The 23527-nt window shown below is 50.2% G+C and carries 14 protein-coding genes; 6 read left to right on the top strand and 8 right to left on the bottom strand.

Features of this window, described 5'->3' with window-relative positions; all coding sequences use genetic code 11:
• Window positions 1-70: 70 nt before the first annotated feature.
• A complete protein-coding gene (locus C5O19_RS00140) occupies window positions 71-2176 on the bottom strand; it encodes an outer membrane protein assembly factor BamB family protein (RefSeq protein WP_104709391.1) in 2106 nt (701 codons plus the stop codon).
• Window positions 2177-2492: 316 nt separating this feature from the next.
• Here C5O19_RS00140 and C5O19_RS00145 point away from each other — a divergent pair, with 316 nt between their 5' ends.
• A complete protein-coding gene (locus tag C5O19_RS00145) occupies window positions 2493-3365 on the top strand; it encodes an aldose 1-epimerase family protein (protein WP_104709392.1) in 873 nt (290 codons plus the stop codon).
• 45 nt (window positions 3366-3410) lie between these two features.
• Here the strand turns inward: C5O19_RS00145 and C5O19_RS00150 are convergent, their stop codons facing one another.
• From C5O19_RS00150 to C5O19_RS00165, 4 genes are all read right to left on the bottom strand, one after another.
• Complete coding sequence (locus C5O19_RS00150; RefSeq protein ID WP_104709393.1) at window positions 3411-4469, bottom strand: phytase; 1059 nt, start codon at window positions 4467-4469, stop codon at window positions 3411-3413.
• Between the two features lie 64 nt (window positions 4470-4533).
• Complete coding sequence (locus C5O19_RS00155) at window positions 4534-5790, bottom strand: right-handed parallel beta-helix repeat-containing protein (RefSeq protein ID WP_104709394.1); 1257 nt, start codon at window positions 5788-5790, stop codon at window positions 4534-4536.
• A 38-nt stretch (window positions 5791-5828) separates the two neighbouring features.
• Complete coding sequence (locus tag C5O19_RS00160) at window positions 5829-8570, bottom strand: TonB-dependent receptor (RefSeq protein WP_104713743.1); 2742 nt, start codon at window positions 8568-8570, stop codon at window positions 5829-5831.
• A 281-nt stretch (window positions 8571-8851) separates the two neighbouring features.
• Entirely contained in the window at window positions 8852-10456 is a 1605-nt protein-coding gene (locus C5O19_RS00165; RefSeq protein WP_104709395.1) for a tetratricopeptide repeat protein, read from the bottom strand.
• Window positions 10457-10710: 254 nt separating this feature from the next.
• On the opposite strand from C5O19_RS00165, the gene C5O19_RS00170 reads away from it, so the two are divergent.
• Window positions 10711-10941, top strand: a complete 231-nt coding sequence (locus C5O19_RS00170) for a hypothetical protein (RefSeq protein ID WP_094816200.1) — start codon at window positions 10711-10713, stop codon at window positions 10939-10941.
• Window positions 10942-11109: 168 nt separating this feature from the next.
• Window positions 11110-11637 (top strand): YfiT family bacillithiol transferase, encoded by a 528-nt coding sequence (locus C5O19_RS00175; protein WP_104709396.1) that lies wholly within the window; start codon window positions 11110-11112, stop codon window positions 11635-11637.
• An 88-nt stretch (window positions 11638-11725) separates the two neighbouring features.
• On the opposite strand, the gene C5O19_RS00180 is transcribed toward C5O19_RS00175, so the two are convergent.
• Both C5O19_RS00180 and uvrA read right to left on the bottom strand, forming a co-directional pair.
• Window positions 11726-12139, bottom strand: coding sequence for a hypothetical protein (locus C5O19_RS00180; protein ID WP_104709397.1), 414 nt, complete (start codon window positions 12137-12139; stop codon window positions 11726-11728).
• 128 nt (window positions 12140-12267) lie between these two features.
• Window positions 12268-15117: an excinuclease ABC subunit UvrA gene (gene uvrA, locus C5O19_RS00185; RefSeq protein WP_104709398.1), complete on the bottom strand. Its 2850-nt coding sequence runs from the start codon at window positions 15115-15117 to the stop codon at window positions 12268-12270.
• Between the two features lie 205 nt (window positions 15118-15322).
• Here uvrA and C5O19_RS00190 point away from each other — a divergent pair, with 205 nt between their 5' ends.
• Entirely contained in the window at window positions 15323-17401 is a 2079-nt protein-coding gene (locus C5O19_RS00190) for an alpha-L-fucosidase (protein ID WP_104709399.1), read from the top strand.
• A 96-nt stretch (window positions 17402-17497) separates the two neighbouring features.
• Complete coding sequence (locus tag C5O19_RS00195) at window positions 17498-18913, top strand: glycoside hydrolase family 125 protein (RefSeq protein ID WP_102201354.1); 1416 nt, start codon at window positions 17498-17500, stop codon at window positions 18911-18913.
• Between the two features lie 193 nt (window positions 18914-19106).
• On the opposite strand, the gene C5O19_RS00200 is transcribed toward C5O19_RS00195, so the two are convergent.
• Complete coding sequence (locus C5O19_RS00200) at window positions 19107-19715, bottom strand: hypothetical protein (RefSeq protein WP_094816215.1); 609 nt, start codon at window positions 19713-19715, stop codon at window positions 19107-19109.
• 181 nt (window positions 19716-19896) lie between these two features.
• On the opposite strand from C5O19_RS00200, the gene C5O19_RS00205 reads away from it, so the two are divergent.
• Window positions 19897-23496: a DUF4450 domain-containing protein gene (locus C5O19_RS00205; RefSeq protein WP_165795898.1), complete on the top strand. Its 3600-nt coding sequence runs from the start codon at window positions 19897-19899 to the stop codon at window positions 23494-23496.
• Window positions 23497-23527 lie beyond the last annotated feature (31 nt).

A 23527-nucleotide genomic window follows, 5' to 3' on the forward strand; every position in this document is an offset into this window, starting at 1 on the left:
GACAAACCAAAACAAGATTTTTTAGTTCCAATCAGGCATAAAGTAACCAGAGTACCAAGCGATTACCCCATCAAGGTAGGGCAAAAGCCAGATAGCTATCGCCAGGTTTAGTACCCACTTTATTGCCGCCTGCCGCAATGACTACGTACTGTTTGCCATTGACCTGATAGACGCAGGGCGTCGCATAACCGGCAGCGGGAAGGGAGGTTTCCCACAGCAGTCGGCCTGTCTTCTTGTCGAAGGCCCGGAATTTCTCGTCTTTCGTAGCCGCAATGAAGAGTACGCCACCCGCCGTAACCGCAGGCCCGCCGTAGTTTTCCGTTCCCGTAGCGGGTATACCCTTCGCTTTTAAAGCCGCGTATTCACCCAGCGGTACTTTCCAGGCAATCTTTCCCGTATTGAGGTCAATGGCGTTTAGGGTGCCCCAGGGTGGTTTGATACCCGGATACCCATCTTTCGTAATGAAGCGACTGTAACCCGTCATCAGATAAGGTGGGGTTAAAGCCAAGGTTTTTGCTTCGACTTCTTTTTTCTCGGACCTTTTTTTCAGGAGGAAAGCGACTAATTCGTTTCGATTGCTTTCGGAAAGATGATTAAACGAAGGCATACCGCCCCGTCCCGTTTTTAGTAGAGTGGCCAGATCGCTGGGTTTGTACTTCGCTTCGACCTGATCAATCGCCGGAATCGAGCCATTGCCTTTGCGGTCCAGCCCGTGGCAGTTGGCACAATTGCTGGCGTAGAGTTGTTGCCCGGCATTGCCCGTAGGTTTATTTTCCACCATGGTGACCGTCCAGGGCATTTCATTGGCATTCACGTAGAGATACTGACTTTCCGGATCGAAAGCCGCCCCACCCCATTCACCACCGCCATCGAAGCCGGGGAACAAGATTCCTCCCTGCCGACTCGGCGGCTCCCACATCGTATTCGCTCCGTTTTTCAGCGTACGAAAGCGTTGTAGAATTTCCGTATGGTGTTCGTTCGAAAGATCGATGATGTCTTTTTCGTGAAATGCCTGTCGCATGAAGGGTTCGGGCCAACTGGGCATGGGTTGCGTAGGCCAGGTCTGTTCACCCGCCAGTTCGGAGGTCATCGGTACCGACTTTTCCGGAATGGGGTATATAGGTTTTCCCGTAGCCCGATCCAGCACAAATACAAACCCGTGCTTGGTAATCTGAGCCACGGCTTCCACGAGCTTCCCGTCTTTCTGAAAGGTTACTAGATTTGGATTGGCCGGTAAGTCCCGGTCCCAGAGGTCATGGTGTACCGTTTGGTAATGCCAGATGCGTTTACCCGTTGCGGCATCCAGAGCAATGATGCAGTTAGCAAAGAGGTTTTTGCCTTTCCGGTAGCCGCCGTAAAAATCATACGTAGCCGAGCCGGTAGGGACGTAAACGATGCCCCGCTTTTCGTCCAGACTCATGCCCGCCCAGTTATTAACGCCACCGATGAAGGGAAGCGTTCGTTTGTCCTGCCAGGTATCGTAACCGAATTCACCGGCTTTAGGGATGGTATGGAAAATCCAGCGACGCTTGCCTGTACGCACATCATAAGCCCGTATGTGACCAGGAGCCGCGTCCAGTCCTTCCGACAGTCGCATCCCCATAATGATCACATCCTTATAAATAATGCCGGGTGTATTGGAAACAATGAAGAAGGATTTCTGATCGTAGTCCAGATCTTCCTGTAAATCGATCTTGCCCTGCGAGCCAAAGCTTTCCACGGGTTTTCCAGTACGGGCATCCAGACAAAACAGATTCGGTCCGGCAGAAACAAAAATGCGTTGGTCCTCATCCTCTTTCCAATACGTAACGCCCCGGTTAGTTCCTGCCCAGGCGTTTTCTCCTTTCCAGTACTCCGAAAGATCCGTTCGCCAACGTTCCTTACCCGTCGCCCCTTCCACCGCTACGACATTGATATTCGCCGTAGTAAAGTAAAGCGTACCGTTGATGGCAATGGGCTGGCACTGCATCTGTCCGGGCTGACCTGTATGATACTCCCAGGCTAATTGAAGCTTGGAAACGTTTTCAGGGGTAATCTGGGTGAGGGACGAATACCGGGAAGCGTCAGCATGACCGCCGTAGGTATTCCATTCCGAATAATCCGTACCAGGTTCCGTATGGTTAAAAAAAGGAATAGCCAGGCCGAGCAAGAGCAACCAGCGGGGAAAGCGAGTCATACGCGTGTAGAGGCAGTGGTTATTTATTAGGTAGTTTCGAAGATACGCGTATTTTGAAAAATAGTTTGATGGTTTAAAATTTGAGAGCCTATAGGAAAAAACGAGGGTGTATAGATGCGTTCACCCATAATCTGGTAAAAAGCAAGTGGGGGCAGTGCAAACGCTCGTCCAGGCCATTCCCTCGCAAGCCTAAGCGGTTTCATTCCCTTACAAAGACTACCATTCCCCGAATAAAAAGCCATTACCTCTTGTGGAAAGGATTTTTGCCTGTAAACTTCGGAAGTTTAACGCGACTACGGATCTAAACATAAAATCGATGACTTTTTTCCTGGAAAATGAATCAGTGAAAGTATCCGTTCGGCAGAAAGGGGCCGAGCTGGTAAGTATATACAATAAGTCTACGCATCTGGAATATCTATGGAGCGGCGATCCGGCCTACTGGGCCAAGCACTCACCCATCCTGTTCCCGATTGTAGGAGCGTTGAAAGACAATCAGTATCTCTATGACGGAAAGTCGTATACGCTGAGTCGGCACGGATTTGCCCGGGACATGGATTTTGAACTGGAAGTAGAAAGCGAACATTCGCTGACTTTTCTGCTGAAAAGCAACGCTGATACGCAGGCCGTTTACCCCTTTGAGTTTCGTTTACGAATCAAGTATACGTTGCTGGAGAATGAACTCAGTGTACAGTATCAGGTGAGTAATCACGACTCAAAAGAAATGCTGTTCTCGGTAGGGGGACACCCGGCTTTTCGCGTACCGCTCACGCCCGAAACACAGTATACCGACTATTATCTGGAATTCAACGAAACGGAAGATTTCAACCGCTGGCCGCTCGCTGAGGGTGGACTGATTGACCGGGAACCTACGCCAGTAGCCGAGAACACCAATCGGATTGCCTTATCGCACGAACTGTTTGCTCAGGATGCTTTGGTTTTCAAACATCTGAAATCGACGTCGGTAATCTTGAAGTCCGATCATACGCCGTATCAGTTGTCGTTTGATTTTGGCGAGTTCCCGTACCTGGGTATCTGGGCGGCTCCGCAGGCTCCCTTTGTCTGTATCGAACCCTGGTGCGGTATTGCCGACAGCGTCGATCACGATCAGCAACTGGCCACGAAGGAAGGGATTAACCGACTGGCGGCCGGGGAAGAATGTAAACGAACCTGGAGTGTAACCGTTTCCTAACGCATAAACCAAAAGATGCCGACCCTGAGGTCGGCATCTTTTGGTTTACGGACGAAGCTTCAACTCTGGTCCCGCGATGTCCTCCCAGCGGTAGAGGTGGAACGTTCGATCTGTACTCATGACCACGAACAGACCGTGTTTGAAATCCTGATTTAAAGGAACGGAAACCGTTTCCGAACCATCACTTTCCATCGCCCGCACGTCAACGGTTTTCAGGAGTTTGTGCTCAAAAGGGCGTTCCGGCGTTCCTTCCCGGCTGAAAATCTGAAAACGGTTGGCTCCCTGATCGGACACGAGAATGTAGCCCGTACTGTCCGTTAACTCGTAAATCGAAATACCTTCGTGATCCTGTTTGAAGTTCTCGGTGGCGAACAAGGCTAGTTCTTCGTTCCCTTTTTCCGGATCGGCGTAGTACTGGCGAACGCCCTTGCCTTCGTCGGAATAGTACACGTAACCCAGCTTATCGTCCACGGCGATGGATTCAATTTCCTTCAGTCCACTGTACGTTCCGAATTTCCGGACCAGGGTGGCTTTGATGTGCCCCGTTCCGTCGTCGTCGAGGCGATACTGCCAGAGGTAACCGCCCGTCGTCGGACCCGTTTTTCGGCCCACAATGGCGTAGATCACCCCCTGCTTGTTTTTGTACATCGAAATACCCATCAAATCGCGGTAGTCGGGTTGCGTTTCGCCTTCAAAAACGGGAATGCCGCCGTTATCTAAGGGCTTCATTTCCGGTAAAGAAAAAATCCGCAGCTTGTGCGTCATGCGTTCGGTGGTGACGGCAATATCCGTAGCCTTTCCGTTCAGCATCAATCCATACTCAATGTCAACATTATTGGGGCGTTGCAGACCGCTGATTTTCTGCTGAATTTTCCCCTGAAGATTGAACACGTACAGACCGCCATCGGCGTCTTTGTCTGTACCAATGATCAGACTTTTCGCCGGGTCCTGCGGGTTGATCCATACCGCCGGATCATCGGAATCGTGGGCTACTTTTTCCGTTACGTACAAGGGCTTAACCGCTTGACGGGAAGTTTTGGGCCGCTGACAGCTCGCCAGCAAGGCCAGACTCATTACTAGTAGACTACTCGTTTTCAAAAGCATACGCGATGAATGGATACAAAAAGTCCCCAGAAAAGACGAGGCTAACCTGGGGACTGGTAAAAACTTACTTCGTACCGAAGGCTCCGATGTAGGAAGCTGGTTCGGGGGAAGTATAGGTAACGCCGTTGACGCTTAGACCGCTTTTGTACAAACGGGTAAAGTCAGTTTTGCCTTTGCCCAGGGCCGGAGAGCCCGCTTGCAGGTGGAAATCCCAGGAGGTACTGTAGGTAGCATTCAGGCTAGCCGTGGAGAGCGGATAGTTCACCAGCTTCGGATCGTTGTCCCCCGCTTTCGTACCCAAAATGTCGTTCGTACCTTTTACGATTTCCGTCGAAGGCTGGAATTGATCGACACCTGTTTGCGTGTAGCCGTAGTAGTAATTGTTGGCAATCACCGAACGCGTATCTTCTGGAGCCCCCTTATCGCGTTTAATGCCGAAACGGTCGTTTACAAGCAGGGTATTGTACACGTCCGCCCGAACCGTTTTTTCCAGCCAGATCGAACCGCCTTTAATCGTGGGTCGTCTCCAGCCCGCGTTCACGATGGTGTTGTTGTAGGCGATTACGTATGCTTGCGGTGTTTTATCGCCCCCGTTGGAAAGTTTCAGGGCATTGGTATTGGGACTGTAAATCAGGTTAAACGCGATTTCTGCCTGTACGCCCGATTTGATGTTGATGGCTTCGCCGCCGGAAACGCCCGTCGTGTGGAAAGTATTATTGGTGATGAGTACTTTACCACCTTCCAAGTAAAAGCCGTCTTCGTTGAAGTTACGAATAATGCTGTTCGTGACGACCACTTTAGAAGCCGTATTCGATGTGTACAGGACGGGGACGTGTTCGCCCGCTGCCGCTTTGTACAACTGAGCTTTCACCGAAGGTGACTCTTCGGTAGTCACGGCTCCACCGTATTCCAGAATCGTATTTTTCAGCACCAGTTCCGTACTCGCAGGACCGGCGATGAGTCCACCCCAGAGGTTACCGAATAGATTGGCGGAGGTTTTCCAAGCATCGGGTACGGTGAATTTTACTGGGTTTTCGGCGGTACCTAAGCTGTATAGATTACCCCGAATGAGGATCTCGGGTTTCACGATGGAATCGCTCATCAAAACGGTAACGCCTTCTTCAATCGTCAGGGATTTACCTTCGGGAACTTGCAGGTGACCCGTCACTTTGTAGGTATTCCCTTTTTTCCAGATTCCCTCTACGTTACCCGTTACACTGGTTTCAGTAGGAGCGGGCGTTACCTGCGTGTCTTCTGAATTTTTACTACAACTGGTTAACAGAGCCATGGCGAGGCCAGCGGCCATACACAGTTTGTTCATGATGGTTTTGATTTATAAGATTTTCGAAAGACTAAATGCTAGAGTTTGAAGCGTAATCCGAGTAAATAGCTGCGTTGGTAGTAGTCCCGCCGGATGAGGGTTTTACCCGCTTCGGTTTGATGCGGCAGGCCCTGATTGACCGCTTCGGCGTTTTTGATGTACACTTCCAGCGGCGTGTTGAGCAGGTTATTGGCCTTGGCGAACAGGACCAGTTTCGATCCGATGGCTTTTTCGAGCGAAGCATCCATTTGTAGAAAGCCCTTTTGCCAGAGATCATTATCCAGAAATTGCGAAACGGTATTGATTCGCTCCCCGGTGTAGCTTCCCGCCAGCTGAGCATCCCAGCCGCGATTTTTGTACAGGACGGTCAGGTTAGCAATGTGTGCCGACTGGCCGTAGAGCGGACGCGTCTGATTGACGTACCGAGGTTCTAAATCACCGTTTTCATTGCGAATACGCATGAATTTGGCTGAGGTAATCCGGGAAAGCGTATAGGTATAGTTCGCCTTAATACCAAACTGGCGGAAATACCGGATGTAATCGAGTTCAAGCCCGGTATTATGAGCATTGCCAAAGTTACCCGGCGTATAAATGATCGACTGGCCACGAACCGGATCCCGTTGAAGGGTGTATTCAATGGGGTTTTGGATGTACTTGTAAAACAGGCCTACCATGAACTGATCCGTTGCATTCGGGAAATGCTCGTACCGCACGTCGATGTTGTCGGCAATGGCCCGTTTCAAATCCGGATTTCCACGTTCCTGATATTCTTCCAGAACCACGTTATAGGGAACAATTTCGAAATAGCCCGGACGATTGAGGGAGCGGAAGTATGAAGCCCGCCAGTTCGTTTGTGCGTTCGACTTATACTTCACATGCAGACTGGGAAGTACGTCCGTGTACACCTGATTTTCCGTCGGACGATCTTCGCCGATCTGGTTTTTCAGCTCGTAGCCCTGATTGGTATGTTCCACCCGTACTCCGCCCAGAATTTCCCAGTTCAGGGGTGTTACTTTAGCCTGTACATAACCGGAAGAGGTATTTTCGGAAGCATCATACGTCAGGGCACTGCCTACGGAACCGCGGGGGTTCTGAATGGTCCAGCTGATTTGGTCGTAAGATGTGAAATCTTCTCCGTACACGCCCCGCAAGTTGCTGGGACGAAGCTGGTAGTTGTTGTAAAAATTACTACGGTCTTTCCTGCGGTATAAACCGCCCGCTTTCCACTCGACGGGCGTATTTCCGAAACGGGAGCGATACGTAAGATTAAGATATCCTGCCAGATCCGTATCCGAGTTATGTTCCCAGCGGCGGTAGGCATCCTGCACGGTCGTGCGTCTTTCCGTAAAATTTTTCCGTTCACCCAGTAAAGGAATCTGGGTTTGATCAGGCTGTTGATTTTGGGCAGTGGAATATACCGCGGACCAGTCGATGTCGAATGAGTCACCCAACGGATGTTTTCCCTGTAGGGTATTCGTGAAAATCTGTTGACGCGTAACCCGGCTTCGGGTCGAATAGCCAAGCGTCGCATTACCCGCTTCCGGATCGTAACCGCCAATGGTGAGTTGCGTGGATTTTACGTCCCGAATCTGACTGTTGGTTAAATGAATCAGGGCCGTATAAAGCGAAACCTTATTCTGATCATTCAGACGATAGTCTACCTTGGTATGCAAACCGTACCGCTGCTGTTGTTCGGAATACTGCCGTTCGTTCAACTTGGTGAGCGTCACGCCGCGTTGCGTATCCACCGTTTCGGAATCAAAGAACAAACTGTTACTACCCCGGTACGTATTCTGATAACTTCCGGCGATGATGATACCCAGCTTTTGATTCAGAAACCGATCACCCCAGGAGAACCCGCCGAGCAAGTTCGGCGGCGGTGACTGCTTGGTATACGTCGAGGTCACTTTTGAAAAGTCTGCGGCAGTAGCGTTGTACGGATTGCCTTTTAGCTCATAAGGCGATTTCAGCTTCACCGATTTCCAGTCGTAGCTCAGGAAAGGTCGATCCATGAATAACTCGCTGTAACCCGTCGAAACATTGGCCGTCAGCACCCGCTGACTGGGAGCATCTTTCATGACCAGATTCACGGCCCCGCCGATGGCATCGCCTTCTATACTCGGCGTGAGTGCTTTGTAGACTTCCAGACGGTCGAGTAGATCCGAAGGAAAAAGATCCAGGGGTACGTAACGGTAGCGGTTATCCGGACTCGGAATTTTCACGCCATTCACCAGCGTATAGTTATACCGCTTGTCCATGCCCCGAACGATGGCGTATTGCCCGTCGCCATTGCTGTTCCGCTCCACCGATACGCCCGAAACCCGCTGGATGACGTTCGCAACGGTGAGATCGGGGGAGAGTTGAATAGCTCGCCCGGAGACGATATTCATCACCTGATCCGCGGAACGTTCGAGATGACGGGCTGTTTGATCGCTCGCTCCTTCGCGTCCCGTTCGAACGATTACTTCCTGTAAATTCTGTTTTTCCGAAGGCGTTAAAATGACATCAAGAGTGAGCGTTTCGTTTTCGGAAATGCGGATTTCTTTGGTAATGGTTTGGTAGGTGATAAAACTGATGGTGAGCTGATACGTTCCGGATGGAATGTTTTTAAGCGTATAACTTCCATCCAGGCCCGATACGTTATGAAAAGAAGTATTTCCTAAGCGAACAACGGCTCCGGTTACGGGTTCGCCGGAAGCTAGTTCCGTGACTTTCCCCCGAATCGTTCCTGCCCAGGAAGAAAACGAACAAAGCGTAATAAAAAGTAGAAAACGATACATCTGTCCCATCGAATGCCTGCTGAATAACGAAGCGAAAGCCAACCGGAGAATACGAAGCCTGAGAGACCCGGTTTTCGGTTGGCGATACGAAGGTGGACGATGAAAAATCCATAGTCAAGCGATGGAGCAAGGGCTGAAGTCAAGGCAGAATATCAGGCCGTTAGCACAAAAGCAACAGTGTTAACAAAGTGAGCATAATACTTTGAAATTCAATGATTTAATGCGTTACAAAACCGCCATTAAGTTTCCGTTATGCCAATGTTACCAAACTGTTAAGCGGCTTAAAGAGCCTGTACGAAGGCCGTCAGGCTCTCGCCCGCCTCCAGATTGAGTTTTTTGCGTAACCGGTACCGCGTCACCCGTAAGCTATCCTGAGAAATGCCCAGTAAGGTTGAAATATCGGCGGAGGTCAGGTTCATTTTTAACAAAGCAATCAATCGCAGATCCGAGGTCGATAATTGATCTGAATGGGTTCTTAATTTTTCAAAAAAGGAGTGATGAACCTGTTCAAACGTACTGCTAAATTCCAGCCAGTATTGATCGTGGCTAAAACTGTCGTTGATCTGTTGAACAATTTTCTTGATTTGCTTCTTATGGTCCCGTTTGTCGTCTTTAATTAATTTTTCAAGACTGGTTTTTAGTTGTTCTAAGGATTCATTTTTCTGAATAAGGTGTAAAATATGGGTAGATAATTCTTTCGAACGCGTCGCTAATTCATGCTTTAATTGTTCTTCTTCCAGTTGCTTATTGCGTAGTTCCGAAAGCATGAGTTCATGCCGAGTTTCGTACACCAGTTGATTCTGCCGGCTCAGAGTTTGTTCGTTACGTACCTTTAGCTTCTGCCGATTGTAAGCGAGTGTGACGATGCCCACTAGCAGGAGTGATACCAGTACAGCCGCTGCCGTTACGAGCTGGTTGAATTGCCGTTCGTCGGTAAGTTTCTCAATCTCTCGGTTTTTCTTTTCCGTGTCAAAAAGGGCCTGCGTCAGTACCAATTGCTGGCTGCTTTCCTGGGAATAAATCTCCGCTTCAAACGCCCGGCTCAGAGCAACGTAGTGGTAGGCACTGTCATGCTGCCCCATCAGTTGATAGGCCTTGCCGATGTCGTTGCTGGTGCCACTGAGAAAATGCTGTTCGTGGGTTTTCAGAGCCAGCTCATAGGCCTGCTGACTGTAGGCAAGGCTTGCTTTCGGGTGACCCGTTTTGCGTAGTATATCACCCAGATTGTTGAGAATTTCAATGCGAAGCAGCGAATCTTTCGTTTGCAGATTAACCTTTAGGGCTCGCTGGAAGTATACCTGAGCCGAATCGTACCGGGCCAGATCTTCGAAAATGCTACCCATGTTTTCGTAGATTTTCGCCGTTCCCTCCTGATTGTTGGCGGCTACGTACTGGTGTAAGGCTTTTCGCTGAAAATAAAAGGCACTGTCGTAGCGTTGCCGTTTTTCGTACAGATGACCAATGTTGCCGTAAGTCTGAGCTATCCCCGAAGTATGCGAGGCCTTTCGGAATAGGACCAGAGCCTGTTCGTATTCCTGCCGGGCCTGATTGGGCTGCTTGCTGTAATAGTACAACTCGCCCAAGGCGTTGTGCGTTTCTGCCAGTAGGGTTTGCTCCCCGAGTTGTTCAAATTTCTTAGCCGCTTCCGAGTAATATTCCAGGGCCTGTGGATACTGTCCGGCGTGGAAAAACAGACGACCGAGCATCTGCAAAGCCTTAGCCGCAACCAGGGGCTGATTGGTTTCGAGGGCCAGGGCGTATTGTTGTTTGGTACGGTAAACCAGCGAAGCGGAATCACTGGCTGGAGGCGGAAGGCTCTGGCCCGTATAAGGAAGGAAAGTCCAGAGAATCAGTAGTAGGCAGGCTCGAAATACAGTCAGAATCATCAGATTTCAGCTCGTTTGAACCTGGAAGTTAGGGCTTTTTCAAACGCTGATCGCATTATGAAATTGTTAACAACCTAGTAGCAGGTAAATCGGGAAGCTGGTAATGAAAAGAGAGCAACTCAGGATTTTTGAATAAATAATAAAGAATTTGTCTATTTAATTTGTTTTATACTGGAATATTGCTCACTTTTGGTTCAGGATTTGAATAAAAAAACAAAACATCTGGTTCCGCCTTTATCCAAACACGAACGCGTATGCAAAAGATTTTGGTTCGTACCAAGGAAGATTACCTCCGCCACATCTTAGCGACCAGTCTTCAGCACGAGGAAGAAAGCCCAGGGTGTTCGGTTCCGGAATGGCTACCCATTCCCAAGCCGGAACATTACCCTTGCATCGCCATTACGTCTGATCCGGTACGGGAGGGTACAGCTCTGTTTTTTGAAGTAGAGCTGATTTATTTTACGGATTTTTTACATCAAAACTGATGGATGAACAATTACCTGAGTGTTTCTCGTTGGAATGCCATGGAAACGAAACGTACTGATTCGCCCCAGAAGCATCGGTACGTTTTACTTTTTTACACCCAGAAGTAGGAAGAATGACCTGGAAGCCCGTAGGTTTACCCCTGAAACCTAGTAATCCATCTGACTTCCATGGACGAATTACGTTATCCCATCGGCCTTTTTACCTATGAAGGCCCCTACACGCCCGAACAGCGTACGCAACTGATCAACAATCTGGCTCTGATTCCGGGTCAATATCAACAAGCCGTCGAAGGATTAACCGAAGATTTGCTGGAAATACCTTACCGTGAAGGGGGATGGACTATCCGGCAGGTCGTGCATCACGTAGCCGATAGTCACATGAACGGGTATATCCGTACCAAACTCGCCCTGACGGAAGCCAATCCGACGATCAAACCTTACGAAGAAGCCCGCTGGGCGGAGCTAGGCGATACCTTCCATACGCCCATTCAGGAATCGCTGAATTTACTGCAGCATTTACACGTTCGCTGGGCCAATGTCTTCCGGTCCATGCAGGAGGCCGATTACCAGAAAACCTTTTTTCATCCGGGTTCGCAACAATCCGTGACGCTAGACCATCAGTTAGGCAATTACGACTGGCATAGTCGGCATCACTTAGCTCATATTATGAGTCTGCGGGAGCGGATGGGTTGGTAGATGTGAAACCTTTAGACTTATGCGTAAATCCGGTTGTAAATAATTAATGTGTGACTCGCATGGAAAAGAATGAAAAGCAGGGTGCCAATCATAAAAATCCATCGCTTGAAAGGTAGTTTGAAATAAAACCGATTCCTGTCAACCAGAGTAAGGGGGTGTAAGCAGGAGCTAAAAATCCGAGACGGCTATTACTCCATGCACTGTCCGGAAAGTAGATTAAAGCAAGCCAGGAAAGAAAATAAAGCAATGTTCCTGTAAGGTATAAGATACCGCCTCTTTTCTGCTGCGTCGATTTGATCGATAAAGGCATCAGAGCAGTTAATAGAAAAATCAGGGTACGAAACGTATTTTCTCCAAGAGTAATGAACCACGGTATATTCTGTCCAAATACTTCTGGTTTGAATGGTGAAGGAAGCTGATCAGTCAACGCTAGATTCCACGCCAGTAAGGGCAAAATCAACAAAAAGCAATTGAGGAAGTAGATTTTAATACCCTTGTTCATGGGCCAGAAGTAAGAATAAATCTGGTAAAGACGTCATAACTATTACGTTAAAAGCCAACTTACGTATACATCCTGTAAAAGAAAAGGCTCTTCTACTAGAAGAGCCTTTTCTTTTACAGGATTAAGTATTAAGCCAACTCCATCTTCAAAAACTTCGCTGTGTGGCTGCCTTTTACTTGGGCAACCACTTCGGGCGTACCTTCGGCGATGATCTTTCCGCCACCGTTACCGCCTTCGGGACCCAGGTCAATCACCCAGTCGGAAACTTTAATCACGTCGAGGTTATGCTCGATGATGAGTACCGTATTGCCCTTATCCACGAGCTTTTGCAGAACGTTCAACAGGTGCTCAATATCCTGGAAGTGCAAACCCGTGGTTGGTTCGTCGAGGATGTATAGCGTCTTGCCCGTATCTTTTTTCGACAGTTCTTCGGCGAGTTTTACCCGCTGGGCTTCGCCACCCGACAGTGTCGTGGCCTGTTGGCCGAGCGTCAGGTAACCCAGGCCTACTTCTTTCAGCGTTTGTACTTTGCGTAGAATTTTGGGCTGATTTTCGAAAAATTCAACGGCCTGCTCGACGGTCATGTCCAGCACGTCCGAAATAGATTTCCCTTTAAAACGTACCTCCAGCGTTTCGCGGTTGAAGCGTTTGCCCTTGCACACTTCGCAGGGGACGTACACATCCGGCAAAAACTCCATTTCAATTTTCTTCATCCCGGCTCCTTCGCAACCTTCGCAGCGACCGCCTTTGACGTTGAAGCTAAAGCGACCCGCCTTGTACCCGCGAATTTTGGCTTCTGGTAATTCTGAAAACAAGGTACGGATGTCGCTGAACATGCCCGTATAGGTTGCCGGGTTCGAACGCGGCGTCCGACCAATCGGCGACTGATCCACTTCAATCACTTTATCCAGATGCTCCAGGCCTTCGACGGCCTTGTAAGGCATCGGCTCGCGTTTGGAGCGATAAAAGTGGTGATTCAGAATCGGGAATAAGGTCTCGTGAATGAGCGTACTCTTGCCCGAACCCGATACGCCCGTGATCGAAACCATCGTACCAAGCGGCAGCTTCAGCGTTACATTTCTCAGATTATTGCCATTAGCTCCAGCAATTTTCAATGTCTTGCCGTTGCCTTTGCGACGTTCGGCGGGAATCTGAATGTTGCGACGACCGCTGAGGTAATCCGAAGTAGTCGAACGGTTTTCGAGGAATTGCTGGGGTGTCCCGTGACCCACGACAGAACCGCCGTGACGACCCGCTCCCGGACCGATGTCCACAAGGAAATCCGATTCGAGCATCATGTCCTTATCGTGTTCAACGACCAGAACGGTATTACCCAAATCCCGCAAATCCTTGAGCGACTGAATCAATTTGACGTTGTCGCGTTGGTGCAGACCAATACTCGGTTCGTCCATGATATACAGAACGCCAACCAACTGCGTACCAATCTGAGTGGCCAGACGAATCCGCTGGGCTTCACCACCCGACAAACTTCGCAGGGGCCGATTGAGCGTCAGATAATCCAGACCAATGTTGAGCAGGAAGCCAATCCGCTTGCGGATTTCTTTCAGTACTTCTTTCCCAATCACCTGCTGACGGTCGCTCAGGCGGTCTTCCAGACCCATCGTCCAAGAAGCCAGCTCCGAAATCTGCATGTTTGCCAGCTCGGCAATATTCTTATCGTCAATCTTGAACCAAAGGGCTTCTTTTTTCAGACGGGCTCCCTGACATTCCGGACAGGCTTTGATGACCATGAAATCCTTCAGCCAGTCCTGAATCTTATCCGATCCGCTTTCCTGTTGACGTTTAAGGAAGTTGATGATGCCTTCGTACTTGGTATTCCACTCCGTACCCTCGTACTTTTTCGAAGGTACCGGAACGGGTTCGTCCGAGCCGTACATCATCATTTCCATCGCTTCGGGCGGAAACTTTTCAATCGGCGTCGTCAGACTCACCTTAAAGGGTTTGAGCAGAACTTCCAGTTGCTTAAAAATCCAGAGTTCGCGGTACTCACCAATGGGGGCAATAGCCCCCCGGCTGATACTCAGTTTCTTATCCGGGATAATGGAATCAATCGTAATCTCTTCGATCACGCCCAAACCCTGACAGGTCGGGCACCAGCCGTAGGGCGAGTTAAACGAAAACGCATTAGGGGCGGGTTCGTCGTAACTAATTCCCGAAACGGGATCCATCAGGTTTTTGGAAAACCAGCGGGTCTGGTCCTGATCGTCCTGCAACAACATCAGGCCTTTGCCCATTTGCAGGGCTTTTCCGACGGACTGACTCAGGCGAAAACGATCGTCGGTTTTAGGAATGAGCCGATCGATTACTACTTCAATGTCGTGAATTTTGAAGCGGTCGAGCTGCATCTTCGGAACAATATCCTGAATTTCACCGTCGACCCGCACTTTCGTATACCCCTGTTTGGCAATCTGTACGAAGAGTTCGCGGTAATGTCCTTTCCGACCTCGTACAATTGGAGCGAGTAAAATTGTTTTCCGGTTGTCGTAATCCTTCAAAATCTGATCAATGACCTGATCCTGCGAAAACTGAACCATTTTATCACCCGTTACGTAGCTGTAGGCCTCACTCGCCCGGGCGTAGAGCAAACGCAAAAAGTCATAGATTTCGGTGGTGGTTCCTACCGTAGAACGGGGGTTCTTGGACGTCGTTTTCTGCTCAATGGAAATGACGGGCGAAAGACCTTCAATTTTATCGACATCCGGCCGTTCCATTGAACCAATGAAGCCCCGGGCGTAGGCCGAAAAGCTTTCCATGTAGCGTCGCTGCCCTTCGGCATAAATGGTATCAAACGCCAGCGACGATTTTCCCGAACCGCTGATGCCGGTAATGACGACCAGCTTGTTCCGGGGAATGGTTAAATCAACGTTTTTGAGATTGTGCTCACGGGCACCTAAAATTTCAATGAGTTCCTGACCGGCGGGCTCGGTGGATATGGTGGGAAGCTTAGTTTCTGCCATGAGTTTGTAACAACGTAAAAACAAGTAAAGTTACCGCTTTTGACTTTTTTTTCAGTGGATAAAAAGAAACCGATGCCATGAAACGAATACCTTCGTGGATTCTTAAAATTTTTTATTATCTAAACGAGTCTAAGACGCTGTTTTTTCGCTTAGCTACGTAAGGATAAGCCGTTAACGAACAGAACCGCTGCATCTATAGACTACTATGAAACACTTCTTTATACCGATTTTAGGCTGTTTTTTAAGCCTGTCTACGCTTGCTCAGCAAGCTCCCAAGCCCTACGGAGCCTTACCTTCCGCTCGCCAGTTGAAGTGGCACGATACGGAAATGTACTGCATTGTTCACTTTACGCCTACGACCTTTGAAGACAAAGAGTGGGGTTACGGTGATGCGGATCCGAAGACGTTTAATCCCTCGAATTTTAGTGCTGAACAAATCGTAAAATCAGCCAAAGCGGGCGGATTTCGGGGTATTGTATTCGTCGCCAAGCACCACGACGGCTTCTGCCTTTGGCCAACTAAAACCACCGACTATAACATCAGTAAAAGTCCCTTCCGCAACGGAAAGGGCGATATGGTGAAGGAAATGGTGGAAGCTTGCCGGAAAAACGGCATGAAAATTGGCCTGTACTGCTCACCTTGGGACCGTAACAGTGCAGCATACGGGACCGACCAATACCTGCCCATTTACCAGGCCCAGCTTAAGGAATTGTACACACAATACGGTGAGTTGTTTATGTCCTGGCACGATGGTGCCAACGGCGGCGATGGGTACTACGGCGGGGCCCGCGAATCTCGGAAAATCAATAACCTGACGTATTACGATTGGGACAACACCTGGCAAATTACCCGGAAACTACAACCCAATGCCAACATTTTCAGTGATATAGGCTGGGACGTTCGCTGGGTAGGCAATGAAAAGGGTTTTGCTAACGAAACTTCCTGGGCAACTTTTACGCCTACGGCGGCGGATGGGAAAAGCAAAGGCGTACCCGGCAACGCCAATGACTACGACGCTCCGACAGGTACACGAAACGGAGAGAAATGGATTCCGGCGGAGTGTGACGTACCCCTGCGACCAGGCTGGTTTTATCACGCCAGCCAGGATGGGAAGTCCAAATCCCCACAGCAGTTGCTGGAACTGTACTATAAAAGTGTGGGTCGCGGAGCCGCGTTTGATCTGGGTCTCTCGCCTGATAAACGCGGTCAGTTACACGAAGACGACGTGGCCATTCTGAAAAGTTTCGGTGAAATTTTGAAGAAGACCTTCAGCAAAAACTGGGCAAATACGGCTCAGGTAACGGCTACGGGTGGCCGGGGCTTTGCGGTAAAAACCATGCTCGACAATAATCGCCAAACCTATTGGGCCAGCAAAGACAACGTAACGACGCCGGAACTGGTCCTGAGCTGGTCGAAACCCGTTTCGTTCAATGTACTGAGTATTCGGGAGGCTATCGCTTTAGGCCAGCGAATCGAGGAGTTTGCTCTGGACATCTGGGAAAACGGGGATTGGAAAGAAATCCACCGGGGCACCAGCGTAGGAGCCTTGCGGCTGGTACGCTTGCCGAAGTATCATACCACGGAAAAAATCCGCGTTCGGATTACGAAATCGCCCGTAGCAGTAACCATCAGCGAGTTGGGTGTCTATACGGAACCCGAGCAATTACTCGCTCCGACGGTTCGTCGGGATCAGAAAGGAACCGTTACGATCAGTTCGCCCGTATCCGTTCGGGAAATTCGGTACACGCTGGATGGATCGGAGCCGAAAGCGACTTCGCCGCTATACAGTGAATCGTTTGCCTTGCCGCAGGCGGCTACGGTGAAAGCTCGGGCCTTCGGCGAGGCCCAGAGCGGTCCGGTAACGACGGTAGATTTTGATATGCCTTCTACCAAATGGAAAATTGATCAGAAAGCGGATAAGGCTATCGATGGGGATCCAACGACCGTATGGACTTCGGCCAAAGACGCTTCCTATCCGCATACGCTCACGCTTGATTTAGGCGAAACACTCGGGCTGAAAGGCTTTACGTACACTCCCGACGCTTCGGATCACCGCAGTGGTACGGTTTACAAATACCGAGTGTACGTATCGACCGATGGTGAAAACTGGGGACAGCCCGTTGCGGAGGGTCAATTCGATAACATTCAGAATAACCCGCTCGAACAACGCGTACGTTTTAAACAAACAATGCCGGGACAATTCCTGCGGTTTGTAGCGGTAGAGTCTACGAACGGAAAGGAAACCTGGGCTCGCGTGGCCGAGCTGGGTGTGATTACCAAATAAGTCATCCGGACAAATCCGTTGCGGCTTCGAGTTAAAATCGAAGTTTCTGCACTATATCAACTGAAAACGCTACACTGAAAAATAGTCAAGAAACACATGAATCGTAGAGATTTTATTCAACAGTCGGCCCTGGCGGGTGCGGGAATGATGCTTCCGTTTACGGGTAAGGCGGCGGCGGCTTTCCCGGAAGTACGAATTGCGGCCAACAAACGCAATTTTACCAGCAAAGCCGTAGAAGCCACCATCCAGCGAGTACAGAAAATGATTGGGGATGAGGAGCTGGCCTGGCTGTTTGGCAATTGCTTCCCCAATACCCTCGATACCACGGTTCATTACAGTGAAAAAGGCGGCAAACCCGATACCTTCGTCATTACGGGCGACATCGATGCGATGTGGCTTCGCGACAGTACGGCTCAGGTATGGCCTTATCTCTCGCTGGTAAAAGACGATGAGCCGCTGCGGAAACTGATCGAAGGAGTAGTCCGTCGCCAGACCAAATGTATCCTGATTGATCCGTATGCGAATGCCTTCTACAACGGCCCTGGCCACAGCGAGTGGTATTCGGATAACACGAAGATGAAGCCCGAACTGCACGAACGGAAGTGGGAAATCGATTCCCTGTGCTATCCGGTTCGGCTGGCGTATGGGTACTGGAAAACGACGGGCGATACGAGTCCGTTTGATGCGGATTGGAAACAGTCCATCCGGATGATTATCCAGACGTTCCGTGAACAGCAGCGGAAAGAAAATCGCGGTCCGTATACCTTCACCCGTAAAACGGCCTGGGCTACGGATACCGTTCCCGGCAATGGCTACGGCAACCCGACCAAACCCGTAGGGTTGATCACGAGTATCTTCCGTCCTTCGGATGATGCCACGATTTATCCGTTCCTGGTACCATCGAATTTCTTTGCCGTAGCGATTTTGAAACAAGCAGCGGAAATCAGTCAGAAAATTGGTGACTCGGCTCTAGCAACGGAGTGTAAAACGCTGGCGACGGAAGTGGAGCAGGCGTTGAAGAAATACGCCATTGTAGAGCACCCGAAGTTCGGTAAAGTATTTCCGTTTGAAGTAGACGGCTTTGGCAATGCTCTGTTTATGGACGATGCCAACGTACCGAGTCTGCTGGCTCTGCCGTACCTGGATTCTGTATCGGTGAAAGACCCGATTTATCAGAATACACGAAAACTGATTTTGAGCGATTCTAACCCGTATTTCTCGAAAGGAAAAGCGGGCGAGGGAATCGGTAGTCCACACACGCTGGTGGACAGCATCTGGCCGATTGCGGTTACGATGCGGGCGTTGACTTCCCAAAGCGACGCGGAAATCCGGGCTCAGCTGAAACAACAAAAAATGACGCACGCGGGTACGGGCTTCATGCACGAATCGTTCAACAAAGACGACGCGAACAACTTCACCCGCAAATGGTTTGCCTGGTCAAATACGCTCTTCGGTGAGCTAGTACTGAAGGTGGCCAATGAGCGTCCCGCGATTTTAAAGGGAGCTTTGTAGCCTTTCATGGGTCGGGTCGGGCCATGGGTTGCACCCATGGTTAATCACGTTAAAGCCCTTCGGGGTTGGGATTTCCCAACCCCGAAGGGCTTTAATACGAATAGCCCCGCTTGAAATGCGGGGAGACGAATGCGTTTGTGACAACCATTAGTGCCCGGGTACAACCCGGGGTATCAACGGTTGGCAGTAACCTTTAATACTTAATCCGCACCCGAATGGTATGGGGAGCGGGCTGATTCCCACCAAAGTACAATCCCGTTTTATAAGCAAATTTCTTGTTGTGATTGAATCGTACGGGCTCACCGTCCATGACCCGATATTCCTTTCGACCGTAATCAATTTTAATACTCAGGCGAGTGGGTTGATTAATGGAGGTTTCGCCGACTTTGAAGGCCGTGCGTTGGCCGTCCACGTATGCATAACAACCCAGATCAATTTTCTGCGTTTCCGGATTCCACCGCCAGGCTACCCGAGCCCCGTCTACCTGATGCGGTGCTGAACCTAAATCCTGATTTTTGGATCCGACAAAGCCCAGCCCAATCACCTTATTCCAGTCATGCTGATCGACACTCTGTAAATCATAAATACAGGTACTGTCGAAAGTAACGGTGGCTGCCACTTCCCGAGGGCTGATCAAAATGCCCGTTTTGCGTTTAAAAATCGGTTCATGACTAAACGCTTCAATCACCACCCACTCCGGATCAGAAAACAGAAAGTCGGGGACACAACCCTGAAAAAACAGTCCTACCCATAACAGGCTCACGTAACAGAAAAAACGACTGGCGTACGAACGAAGAAGCATACGGGATAATTTGTAAAAGCTTAACGGTATGGGGTTACAAAGTTGGTATACAGTACAGGCAATAATTCGAAGGAAAGCGATCATTCGAAACGAAAACGTACGTAGAATGACTCAGCAAAGTAAGTCAATCCCCCATAGACTTTTGATAGGGGGATTTTTTTTCTTAACCCATTTTGTTTTCGTGTATGAGCTTCAGGCTCAAGAATTGTATCCCGTTGCCCTGCCCGATCGTTCCTGGCACGGCGAGCAACGGGCCTTACGGTACCGACCCGAGGGTAAAGATTTCGTCATTGTCAATGGCAAGCGAAGGTTTACCCGAGCCCTATACGGAACCAACACGGCTTTTCGGGCCGAAGCGGGCGATCTGCCCGAGTTTGCTCTCTATATGCCGGGAATGGGCGGTAACCTGAAATTTGGCCTGATGAAAGGCTCGGTCAGTAAATGGCTGAATGACGCAGACACCATCACGGCCCGGTACCGACCCGGCTCGATGTTGTACGAAATCAAGGATAAGCTTTTAGGAAGGGGAACGCTCGAACTAATCATTCTACCCTTGGCCGACGCGGAAGGAATCATCGTTAAAGCTCAATTCAAAAACGTATCGAATGATCTGGAGCTATGCTGGACTTTCGGCGGAGCCAGCGGAAAAAAGTTCAATCGAAATGGCGACATGGGGCCCGATCCGGAATCAAGCTTTTACCTGAAGCCTGAATACTGTACCGATAATCGTTTCAACATTCAGAAAAATACCTTCACTCTCCGGTACGGTTCCGGACTGCCCGTACAATCTACTTCTACTGAAACAGCCAAACTTAAAAAAGAACAGATTCTACTCGGCTTCGTGCCGGCGGCTTCTACGGTTCAACTATCCGATGCTACGCAACAAGAGTCTCCGTTGCAACTGGCTCAATCCCGGGCGGCGGCTTCGCCCGTACTGACGGGTTGGGTAAAAGGAAATGAGCCGCTGTACTTTGCTTTGCAGAATCCGGAAAGTAAAGCAGAACTGGTGTATGCAAATGCCGCGACTCTTTTTGCCGAAGCCGAAATCGCCCGAAAAAAAATAGCGGATCGCATTCAGGTCAAAACGCCTGATCCTTACCTCAATACCGTTGGCGGTGCCCTCAGTATCGCTTCAGATGCCATCTGGGAAACGCCTTCGTATTTGCACGGAGCCATCGGCTGGCGAATTCGCCTGAATGGCTGGCGGGGAGCGTATACGGCCGATCCGCTGGGCTGGCACGACCGGGCACGAACGCATTTTCGTGCTTACGCTCAGTCGCAGGTGACCGCACCCGCTTCCGGACCGAGCGTACCGGATACGGCCAATCATCTGGCTCGCCAGCAGGAAAAATTGGGGAATGCGGTATTTACGAGTGGCTATATCAGCCGTGATCCGGAAGGGAAATCCATTCGTCCGCACCATTACGACATGAATCTAGTGTATATCGACGCCCTGCTCTGGCACCTGAACTGGACGGGCGATCTGACCCTAGCCCGCGAGCTATGGCCAGTTATCCAGCGACATCTGGCCTGGGAAAAACGCAACTTCGATCCCGATGGTGACGGCCTCTACGATGCCTACGCGGCCATTTGGGCCAGTGACGCCCTGCAATACAGCGGCGGAGCCGTTACCCATACCTCGGCGTACAACTACCGGGCCAATCGGATGGCGGCCACGCTGGCGAAACTACTGGGCGAAGATGCGAAACCCTACGAACGGGAAGCTGAAACCATTCATCGGGCGATCAACCGCGTTCTGTGGATTCCCGAAAAAGGGGTTTATGCCGAATTTCAGGATGCCATGGGGCTGAAAAAACGCCACGACGTACCGGCCCTCTGGACGATCTACCACGCCATCGATTCCGACGTGCCCGATGCTTTTCAGGCCTACCAGAACTTACGCTACGTAGATACCCAGATTCCGCACATTCCAGTACGGGCCAACGGGCTGAAAGACCAAGGCTTTTATACGATTTCAACCAGCAACTGGATGCCGTATGAGTGGTCCATTAATAACGTAGCCCTGGCCGAATCGGCTCATACGGCTCTGGCAAACTGGGAGGCGGGGCGTACGGAAGAAGCCTTCAAACTCTGGAAAAGCGAATTGCTGGCATCGATGTATCTGGGGGGAAGTCCCGGAAACTTTGTTCAGATTTCCCATTACGATGCTAACCGCGGGGAAGCCTACCGGGATTTTGGTGACCCGGTCGGTATCAATTCCCGAACGCTCGTGGAAGGGTTATTCGGTATCGTACCGGATGCGTTGAACAACCGGCTCCTGATTCGTCCGGGCTTACCCAAAGCCTGGACGTACGCATCCCTGGAAATTCCGGATTTGTTGTACGACTTCAAGCGAAACGGCCTGACGGAAGTATACACCCTGAAACCCCGGTTTCCGAAGAAACTGGATTTGTGCCTACGGGTAAACGCCTTACGGGATGGGATCAAGCAAATCACCATCAACGGAAAGAAAGTAGCCTGGAAAACGGTACCCGACGCCATTGGCCAGCCCGTGATCGAACTCAACAGTCCCGCCCAGGATTCGTATGAAATACGAGTAGAGTGGACGGGAAATGATTTCAAGTCCATTCCATTACGCGATACCTACGCTCAGGGTACCACACAGACTTTTCAATTTCCCGGAACTCTCATTCAGAAGATTTTTGACCCGCAGGGAGTCTGGCAGAATGTACAAACGAAGGGACATACCCTGCGTGCAACGATTACTTCCAAACCCGGTTCGCGAACGGCCTTTGTCCAGCTAAAACAGGGACAGCTGACCTGGTGGCATCCCGTTTGTTTTAAAGTACAGGAACGGTTATCAATCGTGACTCAGTCGCAACAGACAGTCTTTCAGCTAAAAAATCACACGGATCAAACCATGGAGCTGCAGTACACCGTTCAAGGGGTCTCCGCGGAAGTAAAACTGCAACCCAGAGGGTTGTCTAAACCAATCCAGATTTCGATGGCTCAGCTTCATCCCGGTACCAATCCGATAACGATTCAAACCAATTCAGGCGAGCATTTCTCCCTGACGCTGACTAACTGGGAGGCTGCCTTGCCGGAATCTTCTCAGGAGCCAGTATCGCTGACGCCGTACTTCAACGACCGGGTAACACAGATTTTCAAGAATCAATACCTGTCGCCCCGACCGCAAACGCCTACGCTGCAACTACCTACGCAAGGTATTGGCGAATGGACGCACCCGCTATTGATGGCAGAGATCGACGACGCGGGTTTACGTAAGCACCTCGCTCAGCACCACCACACGCTTACCTTGCCGCAAGGGATTCGGTTTCAGTCACCAGCGGAGGGGAAGAACATCCTTTTCGTTTCCCGCTGGGACAATTACCCAACGGAGGCTCGACTGCCTGTAACCGGCCGGGCTTCGCACGCGTACCTGCTCCTGGCGGGTTCGACCAATCCCATGCAGAGCCGGATCGAAAATGGGATGCTGGAAATCAGTTATACGGACGGCACTGCGGAGCGATTAGTACTACGCAATCCCGAAAACTGGTGGCCCATCGAAAAAGACTATCTGGACGATGGCTTTGCCTTCTCAACCGGAGCCGTACATCCACCCCGCGTACACCTGAAAACGGGCGAAGTCGTCTATGGGGAAAAAGGCAGCCAGTACAACGGCAAGGAAATCGAAGGCGGAGCTGCTACGGTACTGGACTTGCCGCTAAATCCTGCAAAAACATTGAAAGAATTCAAGCTTACGGCCTTAGCTAATGATGTGGTAATCGGCCTGATGAGTGTGACTTTGGTACGGCTCTGATAGGTACAGATTACGATTTGTTTCCCAAAGG

This window comes from Siphonobacter curvatus, assembly GCF_002943425.1.
Lineage (GTDB): Bacteria > Bacteroidota > Bacteroidia > Cytophagales > Spirosomataceae > Siphonobacter > Siphonobacter curvatus.

Excerpts from the sequence above, each read along its gene's own strand:
- C5O19_RS00140 (WP_104709391.1), bottom strand. The coding sequence starts at position 2,176 with ATGACTCGCTTTCCCCGCTGGTTGCTCTTGCTCGGCCTGGCTATTCCT.
- C5O19_RS00145 (WP_104709392.1), top strand. The coding sequence starts at position 2,493 with ATGACTTTTTTCCTGGAAAATGAATCAGTGAAAGTATCCGTTCGGCAG.
- C5O19_RS00150 (WP_104709393.1), bottom strand. The coding sequence starts at position 4,469 with ATGCTTTTGAAAACGAGTAGTCTACTAGTAATGAGTCTGGCCTTGCTG.
- C5O19_RS00155 (WP_104709394.1), bottom strand. The coding sequence starts at position 5,790 with ATGAACAAACTGTGTATGGCCGCTGGCCTCGCCATGGCTCTGTTAACC.
- C5O19_RS00160 (WP_104713743.1), bottom strand. The coding sequence starts at position 8,570 with ATGTATCGTTTTCTACTTTTTATTACGCTTTGTTCGTTTTCTTCCTGG.
- C5O19_RS00165 (WP_104709395.1), bottom strand. The coding sequence starts at position 10,456 with ATGATTCTGACTGTATTTCGAGCCTGCCTACTACTGATTCTCTGGACT.
- C5O19_RS00170 (WP_094816200.1), top strand. The coding sequence starts at position 10,711 with ATGCAAAAGATTTTGGTTCGTACCAAGGAAGATTACCTCCGCCACATC.
- C5O19_RS00175 (WP_104709396.1), top strand. The coding sequence starts at position 11,110 with ATGGACGAATTACGTTATCCCATCGGCCTTTTTACCTATGAAGGCCCC.
- C5O19_RS00180 (WP_104709397.1), bottom strand. The coding sequence starts at position 12,139 with ATGAACAAGGGTATTAAAATCTACTTCCTCAATTGCTTTTTGTTGATT.
- uvrA (WP_104709398.1), bottom strand. The coding sequence starts at position 15,117 with ATGGCAGAAACTAAGCTTCCCACCATATCCACCGAGCCCGCCGGTCAG.
- C5O19_RS00190 (WP_104709399.1), top strand. The coding sequence starts at position 15,323 with ATGAAACACTTCTTTATACCGATTTTAGGCTGTTTTTTAAGCCTGTCT.
- C5O19_RS00195 (WP_102201354.1), top strand. The coding sequence starts at position 17,498 with ATGAATCGTAGAGATTTTATTCAACAGTCGGCCCTGGCGGGTGCGGGA.
- C5O19_RS00200 (WP_094816215.1), bottom strand. The coding sequence starts at position 19,715 with ATGCTTCTTCGTTCGTACGCCAGTCGTTTTTTCTGTTACGTGAGCCTG.